Raw genomic sequence first — 14191 nt, 5'->3', positions numbered from 1 at the left:
TGCGTCGCGGGCCGTCGGGACGCGTTGTCAGTGGTCGGGATTAAGTTCGTTCATGTCCCGCCGCGACGGTGCGGACGTCCCCTTTCGCATGCATGGGAGTTGGCGCGTTGTCGGTCTGGGAGAAGTCGAGTACGGCGCGGGTGATGCCGCCCGCGCGGCCACGGAAGCTGGCCAAGGTGCCGTTCGTCGAACTGGCCGACGGGCGGTTGCAGGGAGTCGTCTCCAGCGGGTCCGACATCGGCCGGGTGTACGTGTCGTCCGTGGCGGCCCGGACGTACGCGTTCGCCTGCTCCACCAACAACAACCGGCCCTGCGGCGGCGCACGCGGCATGTTCTGCAAGCACATCCAGGCGCTCGTCGGCGAGGCGGTGCTGCAGTACGGTGCGGAGCGCGTCGCCCGCTACCTAGCGGTGGAGACCCCGGACGGGGAGCCCGACGCGCGGTCCCTCACCGCCGCCATGACCGCTGCGCGGCCCGTGCAGGGCGACTCCTCGTCCGCCGCCCAGGTGTTCAGCCGGTTCCTGCGGCAGCTGGCCTATCTCGAACTGGACACGGTCACGGCGCCGTTGCCGGAGATGCAGTGGTTCCCGCCGACGCGGGCGGTGGCCTGATGCGTGGCGACCTGTTGTCCGATTCGGTCGAGGGGCTCGACGAGGCGCTCGCCGCCGTGGACGCCTTCGACGAGGCGCTGGTGGCCGGTCTGCTGCGGCCGGGCCCCGCCCAGGCCGCGGCGGTGGCCGGGCTCGCCGACGCCGTCGCCGGGACCCCGCTGGCCGCGCGGGTCGCGGAGGCGGCCGACCGGGCGACGGCCGGGGCCGCCGGTGAGGAACACTTCGTGGCACTCGCCGCCGCCCGCTGCGCGCTGCTCGGCTCCGTGCACGACGCCCTGACCCAGCGGATCGACGAGGCCATCGGCCGGCCCGCCGCCGAGGACGGGGCGGGGGGACCCCGGCCGGCGTCCGCCGTGGCGGACCCCGCGTCGAACCTCCTCGCGGCGTCCCGTAGTTGGCTGTGCGACCTCGCCCGCGGCGGCTGGCGGGGCATCGACCACGAGCTGGTCGCCGGAGCCGCGCCGGTGGTCTCCGCGATGTTGCCCGATCCGGTCCTGCGTCGTCGGGCGACGCTGCTCGACGGGTTCGCCGCCGAGCTCGCGGCGTCCTGCCCCGGGGCGACCCTGGAGCGCGTGCCGGTGCGCCGCTGGGCCGACCTGTGGTCACGCGCTCTGCTGTTGACCGTGCCCGGCTCCGCCGGGGACGGTTCCGTCACGCCGGTGACCGGTCGCCTGTTGCCGCTCGGCGTCGATGTGCAGGAGCACGCGACGGCCGTACAGGCCCAGGTCCACGCCGTGTTGGAACCGGCGGACGGAGGCGCGCCGCGTCTGGTGCGCGCCGGGGTGTCGGCGCCCAAGCCCGACACGGTCGTCGGGGCGGGGCTCTGGCAGCTGCTGCGCCCCCGCATGTCCTTGCTCGGCGCCGTGAGCGAGGGCCGCTCGATGGAGCTGGACGCCATGCCGGTGACCGCCGAGGGAGATCTGCTCTGGGACGACGGGTGCGCCCGCCCGGGTGAGCCCGCCGACGCCTTCGCCACCGCGCGCGTGATGCTGTCCACCGCGATCGCCGCCCGCGTCGCACCGCTGGACCGCCATCCCGTCCGGATCGCCGTACCGGTGCTGCTGGAGGGGTACACCGTCGGGAGCGAGGAGGACCGGCTCGTGTTCGATCTGGCGGGATGGCCTCTGGCCGTCGACACCGACCGGGTGCCCGCCGCCGGTCCGCTGACACCCGAGGCGGTCGCGGCCTCCCACTCCTGTGTCGGGCTGCTGCGCTGGGATGCCGGGGAGTTCCTCCTCCAGCCGCTCGCGGTCGAGGCGACCGTGCGGAAGAAGGCCGTCGCCGCCCACGCCGGGGCGTGGGCGGGCGGTACCACCGACAAGGCCGGTGTCCGGGCGGAGAAGGCCGCCACCGACGCCGTCGCCGTGCTGCGCGAGCGCGCCGGAAAGCTGTTGCGGAAATGACCGAGGAGCTCACCGGGCAGCCGCCCGGTCCCGCCGCGCCCGGCTCGTCCCCCGCCGGCCCCGACCCGTACGACAACCGCCGTCAGGTGCTGTACTGGCGTCTCCTGGCCCGTCTTTTCGACGGGGAGGAGCAGCCCGCGCTGGAGTCGGCGAGCCTGGGGGTGGTCGAGGACATCGGGCTGCCGTCCGCGCTGCTGGATCCCGGGACGTCGCTCGACTCCGTCGTGCAACGCCATCCGGAGCTGGCCGCCGAGTTCGACGGTCTGATGACAGCGGACGACGGAGCGGCCGGCGACCGCGACCGGGCGGCGGAGGTACGGCGTGCCGCACTGGTTTCGAAGGTGCTGCTCAATGTCTTCGCGACGGGTTCGAGCACGGTGACCGCCGAGCAGCTGGCGCGCTGGCAGTCCGACGCGGGCTGGCTGGAGCGTGCGCTGGGCGGCCCGCCCGGCGGGCTTCGCGGCGGGCGGGCGGCGGGCGCGGGCCTGGACGCCGGAGGCCTCGGGCCCGAGCTGGCGGCGATCGAGGCCGATCTCGTGGGGCGCATGCGGCTGCGGGAGGTGCTGGCCGACCCTGCGCTGGCCGCGCGGCTGACGCCCAGCATGTCGCTGATCGAGCAGCTGCTGCGGGACAAGGGCAATCTGTCGGGTGTGGCCCTCGCCAACGCCAAGTCGCTGATCCGCCGTTACGTCGACGAGGTGGCCGAGGTGCTGCGTACGCAGGTGGAGAAGGCGTCCGTCGGCGAGCTGGACCGTTCGGTGCCGCCCAAGCGCGTCTTCCGCAATCTCGACCTGGACCGCACGATCTGGAAGAACCTCACCAACTGGAGCCCGGAGGAGGAGCGGCTCTACGTCGATCGCCTCTACTACCGGCACACCGTCCGCAGGACGACGCCGCAGCGGCTGATCGTCGTGGTGGACCAGTCCGGCTCCATGGTCGACTCAATGGTGAACTGCACCGTCCTCGCCTCCATCTTCGCCGGGCTGCCGAAGGTGGACGTCCACCTCATCGCCTACGACACCCGCTCGATCGACCTCACGCCGTGGGTGCACGACCCGTTCGACGTACTGCTGCGCACGAATCTCGGTGGCGGGAACGACGGCCCCGTCGCGATGGCGATGGCCCGCCCGAAGATTGCCGAGCCGAAGAGCACCGTCATGGTCTGGATCTCGGACTTCTACGAGTTCGACCGCTCCCAGCCGCTGTTCGAAGGCATCGAGGCCGTTCACCGTTCCGGGGTGAAGTTCATCCCCGTCGGCTCGGTGACCAGCTCCGGACGGCAGGAGGTCAATCCCTGGTTCCGGGAGCGGTTCAAGGCCCTGGGCACGCCCGTGGTCTCCGGGCATGTGAACAAGCTCGTGCACGAGCTGAAGACGTTCCTGACCTGAGGCCCTCGGGGCGGGGCCGCCCTCCCGCCCGCCCGGCGCTGCCTCTCCTCGCCCCCTTTCCTCTTCCGCACTTCCCACCTGTCCAGAAAGGCCTTCTGATGTCCGACGTGTTGCGCGCCCCCGCCGAGACCAAGTACGCGGAGGAGCTCGACTGGCTGGAGTCGATCGACGACAGCCCCAAGCCGTTCTCCTGGCGGCTGTCCCCGAAGATGGTCCGGTTGTTCATCCTGGGGTCCGAGCGCGCCGACGGCCTGGACCGCGAGATCTCGCAGAAGTGGTTCGGCGACCGGAGCTTCGTCGAACGCTCGATCGTCACTCTCGCCTCGGACCGCGGTCTGCTGCTGATAGGCGACCCCGGCACCGGCAAGAGCTGGCTGGCGGAGCTGCTGTCCGCCGCGATCTCCCGCAACTCCACGCTGGTGGTGCAGGGCACGGCCGGCACGACCGAGGACCACATCAAGTACTCGTGGAACGTGTCCATGGTCATCGCCAAGGGGCAGTCGCGTGAGTCGATGATCCCGTCGCCGATCATGACCGCGATGGAGACGGGAGCCATCGGCCGCTTCGAGGAACTGACCCGTTCCACCAGCGACGTACAGGACGCGCTGATCTCGATCCTCTCGGAGAAGTACATCTCCGTTCCCGAGCTGCAGAGCGACGGCACGGACGCGGGCGACAACATCGTCTTCGCCAGGCCGGGCTTTTCGATCATCGCGACCGCCAACAGCCGCGACCGGGGCGTCAACGACTTGTCGTCCGCGTTGAAGCGCCGCTTCAACTTCGTCCGCATCCCGGTCGTGACGAACAGGAAGAGCGAGGCGGAGATCGTCCGCTTCCGCACGGAGGAGCTGCTGCGCCGCCACGCGATCGACCTGGACGTGCCGCCGACGCTGCTCGACATCCTTCTCCGGAGCTTCGCCGATCTGCGGGCCTCGGCCGCCGCCGCGGGCAGCGACGACGAGAAGCTGGAGTCCGCGCTGTCGACGGCGGAGCAGATCGGCGTGCTGGAGGATGCCGTCCTGCACAGCAACTTCTTCGGCGAGAGCACGCTCACCGCCCGGACCCTCGCCTCCTCGCTGGTCGGCTCGCTCGCCCGGCGGGACCCGGAGGACCTGGCCATCTTCAACAAGTATCTGCACGGCGTCGTCGAGCCGCGCAGCAAGGAGGAGGGCGGCTCGTGGCCGGAGTTCCTGGACGGCGGCCGTGACACGATCGCCACGCTGTCATGAGCGGGTCCCCCACGAACGGCCCCGGGGAAACGTCGTTCGCGGCGCTGCGCGGGCAGCTGCACGAAGCCGCCACCGCCTTCGCCGACGGGCCCGACGCACTGGAGGGCATCCTCCTCGGCATGGTCGACGACGTCGACCGGGCGGTGCGCGAGCCGCTGGAGATCTTCCCGGTCTGCCACCACTCGCCCGCCTCCGCCCTCGCCATGGCCCGCCGGCTGCGCGAGAAGCAGCCCAAGGTCGTCTATCTGGAGCTGTGCGAGGACATGGCGCCGCTCCTCGGCGAGCTGCGCAACTGCCGCCTGCCGGTGGCGGTCCAGGCGTTCGCGAGCGACATCGACGGGTTCCCCGCCGAGTGGGCCCCGCTGTCGGTCGTCGCCCCGATCACCGAGGCCTCCGCCGAGTACCAGGCCATCGCGTACGCCCTCGACACCCCGGGCGTCGAGCTGGTCCTCGTCGACCGGTCCTCCGACCACGTCTTCCAGTGGGACGGCCGGCACGGCGAGCCCGACCCCGAGGGGGCGCCCGGTCCTGCGGACGGGTCTCCGGAGCCCGAAGCGGCGCTGCACGGTGAGGCGGTCGGCGTGGAGATCGGTGACCTGCGGCCCCGCTTCGCGGAGCTGGAGGAGCATCTGCTGCGCCACGGCAAGGTGCGCCACTGGTCGGAGTGGTGGCACCAGTACGTCGAGATCCCGCTCGGCGACAGCGACCACGCCGCCTATCGCCAGGTCATGTTCCTCGTCGGCAGCCTGTTCCGGCGGCTCGCCCCCGGCGACGGGGAGCGGCTCCGGGTGGACGAGGACCGCGAGCGGTACATGTGGACCCGGATGCGCGAGCACCTGGCGTCGAGCGGGGTGGACCCGGAGGACTGCCTGCATGTGTGCGGCGCCTTCCACGCGGCCAGCCGGGTCGAGGAGTTCGGGGTGGCGGGCGGAGGGTCGTTCGACATCTCCCCGCGCTCCGCCACCGTCTGGCAGCACGGGCTGATCCCGTCCAGCCATGCGGCGATCGAGGCGCAGTTCGGGCTGGCCTCCGGGTCGGTGTCGATCGCGGCGACCCAGTGGGCGAAGAACCTCAAGCGCACCCGGGTGCAGCCGTTCCGGCTGGCCGGTCAGGACGGGGCGAAGAAGCCGCGAACGGCGAAGAAGGCCGCCCCGGCCGCCCCCGCTCCCCCGCCGGAAGCAGCCGCGGACCGGCTCTCCGGGTTTCTGCGCCGGCCGCCGGTCCTCGACACCCTGGACGAGGCCGAGCTGCTCGGCTGGTCGGTGGACATCGTGCGCGCGGCGCGGCGCAGCGGCTATCTGGCGTCCACCGCCGACGCCATCGCGGTGTTCGAGACGTCGATCCTGCTCGCCGGTATGCGGGACCGGGCCAAGCCCACTCCGTACGACTTCCAGGACGCGGCGATCACCTGCATCGAGAAGGACTCGGTGCCGGGCCGGCGGGACGTGCGCCGGCTCGTCGAGATCATGATGGGCGGCGACCGGATCGGGCGGGTCGGCTACGACGCGCTGCCGCCGCTGGCCCGCGATGTGCACGACCGGCTCGCACCGCTGGAGCTGAAGCTCCAGCAGCGTGGTGTGCAGCGTGCCCTGCTGGACATGGGCTCCCGCCCGGAGCTCGGGGGGTGCTCCGACGTGCTGTGGATGCTCCGCCGGCTGATGCCACACGGCGCGGCCCGGCCGATCATGGGTGAGCGGAAGCTCGGCGAGCGTTCGATCCAGGAGTCGTGGGACCTGGCGCTGGGCACCCATCAGCGGGCGCTGATCGAGCTCGGGTACGAGGGCGTGAGCATCGAGCAGGTCCTGGAGCAGCGGCTGCGCCGCGACGCGTACGGGCCGCGGGCGACGACGGCGGTCGTCCTCGCCGCCGTCGAGGACGCGACGCTGTATCTCCGCAGTCGCCGTCTCGCCGACGAGCTGGGCACCCGTGCTCTGGAAGCCCTTACCTCCGAGCGCACCGTGGACGGGGCCCCGGAGGTGCTGCGCCGGGTGCGGGGGCTGCTGGCGTACTACCGGACCGGCGAGCCGGTTCTGCCGCCGTGGGTGGAGTCGTTCGTCAAGGCCGGTTACGCGCACTACTGCACCTTGCTGCCGACGGCGTTCACGGATGAGGACGTCACCGCGGGGCAGGTGGCGGCGATGCTGGGCTTCCTGTTCAGCATGGAAGGGCTGGCGCTGTCCCTGGGCTGCGACCGGGCCCAGCTGGAGCTGGCCGTCGCCCAGTCGCGTCCCACGGACCCGGAGCGGACGGCGCTCCTGTGGGCGGCGCAGGTGCAGCTCGGCGCCCTGTCCCGGGGCGAGCTGCGGGAGCGCTGCGGCGAGCTGCTGGCGAACCCGATGGTGGTGCCCGCCTACCCGCGTTATCTCAGCGGCTTCGTGCACGCGCTGGTGCCGGTGCCGGGGCTTGCGGACGTGGTGGTGGAGGCCGTGTCGAACGCGTTCGGGCGGCTGCCGGACCCGGTGCTGCTGCCGTGGCTGCCGACCTTGATCACCACGCTGCGCGCCGGAGCGGCGGATCTGGCTCCCCTGTTGATCCGGGAGGCGGGGCGGATCTTCCCGGCCCGTCTCCCGGCGCTGGACGCGTGGGTGCCGCCGTGGCGCGAGGCACCGGAAGCCGGTGCGCCGGCCGCCGGCTGTGCGGAGGCGGCCGACGGCGGGGACCGTGGCGCCGCACTGCTCTTCACCCACCCGGGGACGCTCGACGCGGTCGCGCGGCTGCTCGGCTGCGACGGCACGTGGGCCGCGCCCGGCGCGGGTCCGGCGGCGCCGGGCGGCGCGGTGCTGACAGCCCGTCACCCGGACACCGCGACCGCGTGGGGATCGCTGCTCGCGGGCGCGTGAGGGCTGTGCGCGGCGCCGGGGAGGCCGACCCCGCCCCGGCGCCGCGCCCCTTGCGTCCCTCGAAACCCCCGACCGCTCCATCGGCGGGGCATCGCACGGCAGCTTGCGCACCCATCTGCTTGATATTGCTTGAAATGCTTGCCTAATATGCAGCTTCGAGCATCGACAGCCGGAACAGGGAGCACAGATGACGCACGTGGCTCAGGAGCTGGCCAGTCAGCCCGACTGCTGGCAGGTGGCCGCCGGCATGGCGGACGGGCTCGCCCACCGGCTTCCGGTGGCCGGCGAGCGCATCGCCGTGGTCGGCTGCGGTACGTCGTACTTCATGGCCCAGGCCTACGCGGCCCTCCGGGAGGGCAGCGGCCAGGGCGAGACCGACGCCTTCGCCGCTTCGGAGTTCCCGGCCGGCCGGCCGTACGACCGGGTCGTGGCGCTGAGCCGCTCCGGCACCACCACCGAGGTGCTCGGACTCCTCGGGGCGATCGGTGACACGACCCGCCGCACGGTGGTCATCGGCGACCCCGACACCCCGATGGCGGCGATGGCCGACGACACGATCGTGCTCGAGTTCGCCGACGAGAAGTCCGTCGTCCAGACACGCTTCGCGACCTCGACGCTGACCCTGCTCCGCGCCCATCTGGGGCTGCACACCGACGCGGTCGTCGAGGACGCCCAGGTCGCGCTCGCCGAGCCGCTGCCCACCGGTCTTGTGGAGTGCGGCCAGTTCACCTTTCTCGGGCAGGGGTGGAGCGTGGGGCTCGCCAACGAGGCCGCGCTGAAGATGCGCGAGGCAGCGCTGGCCTGGACCGAGGCGTACCCGGCGATGGAGTACCGGCACGGCCCGATCAGCATCTCCACCCGCTCCACCGCGACCTGGATGCTCGGCGAGGCCCCGTCCGGGCTGATGGACGAGGTGCACGCGACCGGCGCCCGGTGGGTGGCCGGCGGCCTCGACCCGCTGGCAGAGCTGGTCCGGGTGCAGCGACTGGCCCTGGCCATCGCGGACGCCCGTGGTCTCGACCCGGACCGGCCGCGCCACCTCACCCGCTCGGTCATCCTCAGCAGCACGGCCTGACGGCCCCGGCCGCACCCTCCCGCCCGACGGTCCCTCACCCCGGAGTCGCCATGCCCATCGCCGCCACCGGCGATCTGATCGCCGAGGCCGCCGCACAGCACCGTGCGGTCGCCGCGTTCAACGTCATCACCCTGGAACACGCGGAAGCCGTCGCCGAGGGCGCGGAGGCGGCTGGATCGCCGGTGATCCTGCAGATCAGCGAGAACGCAGTCGCCTACCACCGGGGCCGGCCGCGTGCGCTCGCGCGCGCCGCGGCGGAGGTGGCCGACCAGGCCACCGTCCCCGTCTCCCTGCATCTCGATCATGTGCAGTCGACGGAGCTGTTGCACCGGGCGGCGGACTGCGGTTTCAGTTCGGCGATGTTCGACGCCGCCCGGCTCCCGTACACGGAGAACCTGGCGGCCACCCGCGCCGCCGTCGTGTGGGCACACGAGCGGGGCCTGTGGCTGGAGGCCGAGCTGGGGCAGGTCGGCGGGAAGAACGGGGAGGCGGCGCTCGACGCCCATGCGCCCGGGGCCCGTACGGATCCCGACGAGGCACGGTCGTTCGTCGCGGCCACCGGGGTCGACGCGCTGGCCGTGGCGGTCGGCACCTCGCACGCCATGACCTCGCGGGACGCCGTCATCGACCACGGTCTGCTGGACAGGCTGCGAGAGGCCGTGCCGGTCCCCCTGGTCCTGCACGGTTCGTCCGGGGCCTCCGACGAGGAACTGGCCCGCGCCGTGGCGGGCGGGATCCGCAAGGTCAACATCGGTACCGCGCTCAACATCGCGATGACCGGAGCGATAAGGGAGCGACTGGCCCGGGACGACCGGGGCGTGGACCCGCGCCGCTACCTGGCGGACGGCCGGGACGCGATGGCCCGCACCGTCGCCCGGATGATCGCGGTGCTGCCTTCGGGGCGGGCGTACGCCGCGTGACGCTGCGCCGGGGGCGTCCCGGCAGGACGTCCCCGGCGGGGTGGACCGGTGCACGGGCAGAGGTACGGGTCAAGCCTGCTGGTGCAGGGTGCGGGGGTCCACCGCGTGGGCGAACGGCGCACCGTGCGCGTAGCGTTCGAGCTCGTCGACGGCGGCGTCCGCGAGGCGGCGGAGTTCGCCGCCCTGGGATCCGGCGATGTGCGGGGTGAGCAGGACGTTCGGCAGGTCGTAGAGGGGTGAGTCGGCGGGCAGGACTTCCGGCTCCGTGTGGTCGAGCACGGCGTTCAGGCGCCCGGCGACCAGCTCCCTCACGAGCGCGTCGGTGTCCACCAGGGAGCCGCGCGCGGTGTTGACGAGGGTCGCCCCGTCCCGCATGAGGGCGAGCCGCCCGGCGTCGAACAGGTGCCGTGTCGCCGGGATTTCGGGGGCGTGGATGCTGACGACGTCACTCCGTGCCGCCAGGTCGTCGAGGCCTGCGCGCTCCACGCCCAGAGTCCGGGCCCCGTCCTCGTCCAGGTACGGATCGTGGACCAGGACGCACAGATCGTAGGGGCGCAGCAGTTCGACGACGCGGCGTCCGATACGGGAGGCGCCGACGATGCCCACGGTACGGCGGTAGTTGCCGGCGGCGGGGAACCGCCTCAGGAGGTTCACCCGGGAGCGGGCCTCGCGGTAGACGCGGGCGCTCTCCAGGATCTGCTTGTTGGCGAAGAGGATCGCCGCGACCGTGTACTCGGCGACCGGGAAGGCATTGGCCGTGGCGGCGGTGCTGACGGCGATGCCCCGGTCCCAGACGTCCTGCGTGATGTGGTGCTTGACGGAGCCGGCGGCGTGGACCACCGCGCGCAGCCGAGGCATGGCGCTCAGGGCCGCTGGGCCGAGCGGCGGGCAGCCCCAGCCGGTGAACAGAACCTCGGCCTCGTGGAGCCCCGTGCGCTGGGCGGGGTCGTCGGCGCCGAAGTCGGTGACGAGGAGCCCGGGGACGAGGTCGGCGACGCGGGCGAGCCGCTCCAGGGTTTCCGGGGCCAGGATCGCCTCGCGGGTCTCGCCGCTCATCGCCAGGACGGTGCGGGGGCGGGTCGGCCGGGGCGCGGCGGAGTGGCTCACTTGACGGCTCCTGCGGTGAGGCCCGAGCGCCAGAAGCGCTGGAGGCAGAGGAAGGCGACGATCAGGGGGACGACGGCGACGAGCGAGCCGATGATGACCAGCGGGTAGAGCTCCGGCTGCTGGTAGACGTTCTGGTTCCACATGTAGAGGCCCAGGTTGACCGGGTAGAGCCGGTCGTCGTTGAGCATCATGAGCGCGCCGTAGAAGTTGTTCCAGTTCGCGGTGAAGGAGAACAGGAAGATGGTCACGAAGCCGGGTGCCAGCATCGGCAGGGCGACCTCGGTGAAGGTCCGCACCTCTCCCGCCCCGTCCATCCGGGCCGCTTCCAGGACCTCGCCCGGTACGTACCCCTCGGAGAAGACGCGGGCCAGGTAGACGCCGAACGGGTTCACCAGGCTGGGGATCAGGACGGCCCAGTAGGTGTTGACGAGGCCCAGTTCGGAGGCCATCAGGTAGAGCGGGAGCTGGACGACGGTCGAGGGGATGAGGACGCCGACGAGGACGACCCCGAACCACTTCTCCCGGCCGCGGAAGGCGTACTTGTCGAAGGCGTAGCCGCAGGCCACCGAGATGAGGGTGGAGAGCCCGGACGCGACGACGGTGTACAGGAGGCTGTTGAGCAGCCAGCGGACGAAGACCCCGTCGTTGTATGCGAGGAGGGCGTCGAGGTTGGCCAGGAACTGGAAGTCGCCGAGGCTGAACGGGTTGGTGGCGAACAGGTCCCGGTAGCTCTTGGTGGAGGCGATGAGGAGCCAGGTCAGCGGCATCAGGGTGTAGACGGCGACGACGGCGAGGACGCCGTTGACCATGACGCGGGAGGTGATCCCCCGGCCCCGGCGGTCGGGCGGCGGGGCGGAACGGCGTCCGGCGCGGCGGGGCGGCGTCGGCGCGGGTGGTGCGTCGGGGGTGGCTGTCTGGGTGCTCATGAGGCCTTCCACCGGTTGCCGAGCTTGGTGACGACGAAGGACAGCAGGCCGGCGACGAGGGCGAGCAGGAGAGAGCTCGCGGCGGCCAGGCCGTAGTCGTGGCCCTTGAAGGCCGCGGTGTAGATGAACATGGTCGGCGACCAGTCCTCGCCCATGGTGTTGGCGCGCAGCTGTACGAGTTTGGGGGCGTCGAAGAGCTGGATGGCGCCGACGCACGTGAACAGCAGGGTCAGGACGACGGTGGGCCGGATCATGGGGATCTTGACCTGGAGGGCGGTGCGCAGGGCTCCGGCTCCGTCGACGGTCGCCGCTTCCAGGACCTCGCGGGGAACGGCCTGGAGCCCCGCATAGAAGATGATCATGTTGTAGCCGGTCCACTGCCAGGCGGAGATGTTGACGACCGAGAAGACCGCCTCGTCCTGACCGAAGAAGTTCCACTGGGCGCCGAGCGCGTCGAGGGCGTCGGTGATCGGGCTGAGCCCCGGTGTGTAGAGGTAGAGCCAGATCAGCGAGGCGATCAGGCCGGGTACCGCGTGCGGCAGGAAGTAGGCGATCTGGAAGAAGCGCCGGGCCCGGGCCATGGTGGAGTCGACGAGCAGGGCCAGGATGAGTGCTCCGCCGACCATGGCGGGGATGTAGAGCGCGCAGTAGAGCGCGATGTTCCCGAAGGAGCGGAGGAACGCCTCGTTGCCCAGGGCTTCGGTGAAGTTGCCGAATCCGGCGAATATACGCTCGGTTCCGCCGAATCCCAGGCCGGAGGACTCCTCGCGGTAGAGGCTCATCCAGGCCGCGTAGAGCATCGGCAGTACCGTGACGGCGGTGAACAGTGCGAAGAACGGGATCGTGAACAGGGCGACCGCCCGGCGCTGTCCGCGTCGGGTGCCGGGGCCGCCCGGCTTTCCCGGTCCGGCGGAAACCGTCGGACCGGCGGGAACCGCTGGCCCCTTGGGCGGCGGCGCGGCCTGGGGCGCCGGGGTCTTGGCCGGCCGGGCGAGTGGGGCTGCCACCTGATGCTCCTTCGGCTGAGTGGGGTGGGCGGAGAGAGGGGCGGGCTGCCCGGCACGGTCTGTCCCGGGCAGCCGTGCGGCTACTTGTCGAGCTTCAGACCGCGGTCGGTGACCGCCCTCTCGCCCTTCGCCTGACCGGAGCTGAGCATCTTCGTGTGGTCGCTGCCCGCGGCCATCTGCGCCGAGACGACCTGCTGCTGCACCGGGCCCCAGGTCCAGCCGGGCACGATGGTGTCGGCGGCCTCGCCGGCCACGGCGTAGACGTCCTGGCCGGCGAAGTAGGAGGTGTCGAACTCCTTCGCCGCCGCGGCCCGCATGCCCTCGTTGGCGGGCAGGGCGCTGCTGGGGGCCTTGAGGGAGCTGAGGCGGGCGGTCATGGCCGCGGGGTCGGTGGTGACCCACTTGATGAACTCGGCGGCCGCCTCGGTGTGTTCGCTGCCCTTGGGCACGACGTAGGAGGTTCCCCCGTACATGCCGGTGCTCGGCTTGCCGTCCCAGGTGGGCAGGGGGGCTATGCCCCACTTGCCCTTGCTGTCGGGGTAGCTGACGGGGAAGGTCCCGGCGCTCCAGGCGGCTCCGATCACGGTGGCGACCTTGCCGGTGGAGCGCTCCTTGGCCTCGCCCTCGCCCCAGAGCGGGGTCTTGGATGCGAGGCCGTCGTCCAGGAGATCGTCCCAGTAGGCGGCGACCTTGCGGGAGGCCGGGTCGTCGATGTTCACCTTCCAGGCGTCGCCCTCGGTGCCGTACCACTGGGCGCCGGCCTGCCAGGCGAGGCCGGAGAGCAGGGCGGGGTCGCCGCCGCCGAAGTTGGTGATCGCGACGTCGGGGTCGGCCCGCTGGATCTTCTCGGCGGCCGTACGGTATTCGGCCCAGGTCTTCGGCACCTCGACGCCGTGCTCCTTGAACAGGTCCTTGCGGTAGAAGAGCTGGATGGGCGTGACGTCGAACGGGACCGCCCAGGTGGAGCCGCCGAGGTTGACCAGGGACTGGACCGCTTCGGGGAACTCCTTCTTCACCAGCTCTCCGGAGGTGGGCGTGAGGTTCACCAGGTTGCCCTCGCTGGCGTACTCGGGCAGGGCGGAGTAGTCCATGGTGGCCACGTCGGGGGCGTTGCCTCCCTTGACCGCGTTGGACAGTTTGGTGACGCCCTCGGGCCCGGCGGGCACAAGGGAGAACGTGACCTCGATGCCGGTCTGCGTCTTGTTGAACGCGTCGGCCGTCTCCTTGGCGCCCAGGGCGGAGGACCAGAAGGTGAGGGTGACGGGCTTGCCGTCGCCGGGACCCGAGGCGTCCGACCCCGACCCACCGCCGCAGGCGGTGACGAGCAGGGCGAGCGAGGCGGCGGACGCCGCGAGGGCGAGGCGGGACGTGCGGGCGTTACAGGGCATGGGCCGACTCCTACGGGACCTCGAACTGCGGGAGATGAGGTGAACGGCACACATCATTTTGCGCGAAAGCGATCGCAGTCAAGAGCAAATGACCAATTCAATCGAATCGATCATCTGTGAGTCGGAGTACCGGCTCCGCGCCATCGCCCCGCGGGCACACGAGGTGCCGTGGGGGGCGGGGGGGGGGGGGCGGGGGGGCCCGCCCCCCCCCCCCCCCCCCCATTGAACCCCCCCGGGGGGGGGGCCCCCCCCCCCCGCCCCCCCCCCCCCCCCGGGCGGGCGCGGGGGCCCGGGGCC

Annotated in this window: 11 protein-coding genes; 7 read left to right on the top strand and 4 right to left on the bottom strand. The window is 72.0% G+C overall.

The window, feature by feature from the left end; genetic code table 11:
- The first annotated feature begins 92 nt into the window (after positions 1 to 92).
- From ACH4KB_RS15545 to ACH4KB_RS15515, 7 genes are all read left to right on the top strand, one after another.
- Positions 93 to 611: a hypothetical protein gene (locus ACH4KB_RS15545; protein WP_398066470.1), complete on the top strand. Its 519-nt coding sequence runs from the start codon at positions 93 to 95 to the stop codon at positions 609 to 611.
- Positions 581 to 2014 (top strand): hypothetical protein, encoded by a 1434-nt coding sequence (locus ACH4KB_RS15540; RefSeq protein ID WP_398066469.1) that lies wholly within the window; start codon positions 581 to 583, stop codon positions 2012 to 2014. The genes ACH4KB_RS15545 and ACH4KB_RS15540 overlap by 31 nt, the downstream gene beginning before the upstream one ends.
- Positions 2011 to 3402: a VWA domain-containing protein gene (locus ACH4KB_RS15535; RefSeq protein WP_398066468.1), complete on the top strand. Its 1392-nt coding sequence runs from the start codon at positions 2011 to 2013 to the stop codon at positions 3400 to 3402. The genes ACH4KB_RS15540 and ACH4KB_RS15535 overlap by 4 nt, the downstream gene beginning before the upstream one ends.
- A 98-nt stretch (positions 3403 to 3500) precedes the next feature.
- Positions 3501 to 4631 (top strand): AAA family ATPase, encoded by a 1131-nt coding sequence (locus tag ACH4KB_RS15530; RefSeq protein WP_398066467.1) that lies wholly within the window; start codon positions 3501 to 3503, stop codon positions 4629 to 4631.
- The gene (locus ACH4KB_RS15525) at positions 4628 to 7471 is read left to right on the top strand and encodes a hypothetical protein (RefSeq protein WP_398066466.1); all 2844 of its coding nucleotides are present in this window, start codon (positions 4628 to 4630) and stop codon (positions 7469 to 7471) included. The genes ACH4KB_RS15530 and ACH4KB_RS15525 overlap by 4 nt, the downstream gene beginning before the upstream one ends.
- A 187-nt stretch (positions 7472 to 7658) precedes the next feature.
- The gene (locus tag ACH4KB_RS15520) at positions 7659 to 8546 is read left to right on the top strand and encodes an SIS domain-containing protein (protein WP_398066465.1); all 888 of its coding nucleotides are present in this window, start codon (positions 7659 to 7661) and stop codon (positions 8544 to 8546) included.
- 50 nt (positions 8547 to 8596) lie between these two features.
- Positions 8597 to 9466, top strand: a complete 870-nt coding sequence (locus ACH4KB_RS15515) for a ketose-bisphosphate aldolase (protein WP_398066464.1) — start codon at positions 8597 to 8599, stop codon at positions 9464 to 9466.
- 69 nt (positions 9467 to 9535) lie between these two features.
- Here the strand turns inward: ACH4KB_RS15515 and ACH4KB_RS15510 are convergent, their stop codons facing one another.
- The 4 genes from ACH4KB_RS15510 to ACH4KB_RS15495 all read right to left on the bottom strand — a co-directional run bounded on the left by ACH4KB_RS15510 (position 9536) and on the right by ACH4KB_RS15495 (position 13894).
- Complete coding sequence (locus ACH4KB_RS15510; RefSeq protein WP_398066545.1) at positions 9536 to 10522, bottom strand: hydroxyacid dehydrogenase; 987 nt, start codon at positions 10520 to 10522, stop codon at positions 9536 to 9538.
- A 47-nt stretch (positions 10523 to 10569) separates the two neighbouring features.
- The gene (locus tag ACH4KB_RS15505) at positions 10570 to 11499 is read right to left on the bottom strand and encodes a carbohydrate ABC transporter permease (RefSeq protein ID WP_398066463.1); all 930 of its coding nucleotides are present in this window, start codon (positions 11497 to 11499) and stop codon (positions 10570 to 10572) included.
- Entirely contained in the window at positions 11496 to 12506 is a 1011-nt protein-coding gene (locus tag ACH4KB_RS15500) for a carbohydrate ABC transporter permease (protein WP_398066462.1), read from the bottom strand. The genes ACH4KB_RS15505 and ACH4KB_RS15500 overlap by 4 nt, the downstream gene beginning before the upstream one ends.
- Before the next feature lie 80 nt (positions 12507 to 12586).
- Positions 12587 to 13894: an ABC transporter substrate-binding protein gene (locus ACH4KB_RS15495; protein WP_398066461.1), complete on the bottom strand. Its 1308-nt coding sequence runs from the start codon at positions 13892 to 13894 to the stop codon at positions 12587 to 12589.
- Positions 13895 to 14191: the final 297 nt, after the last annotated feature.

Origin of the sequence: Streptomyces sp. NPDC017520 (assembly GCF_044329855.1) — a bacterium.
GTDB lineage: Bacteria > Actinomycetota > Actinomycetes > Streptomycetales > Streptomycetaceae > Streptomyces.
The sequence above is the reverse complement of the archived record's forward strand: the minus strand, read 5'-3'. Positions and strand labels throughout refer to the sequence as shown.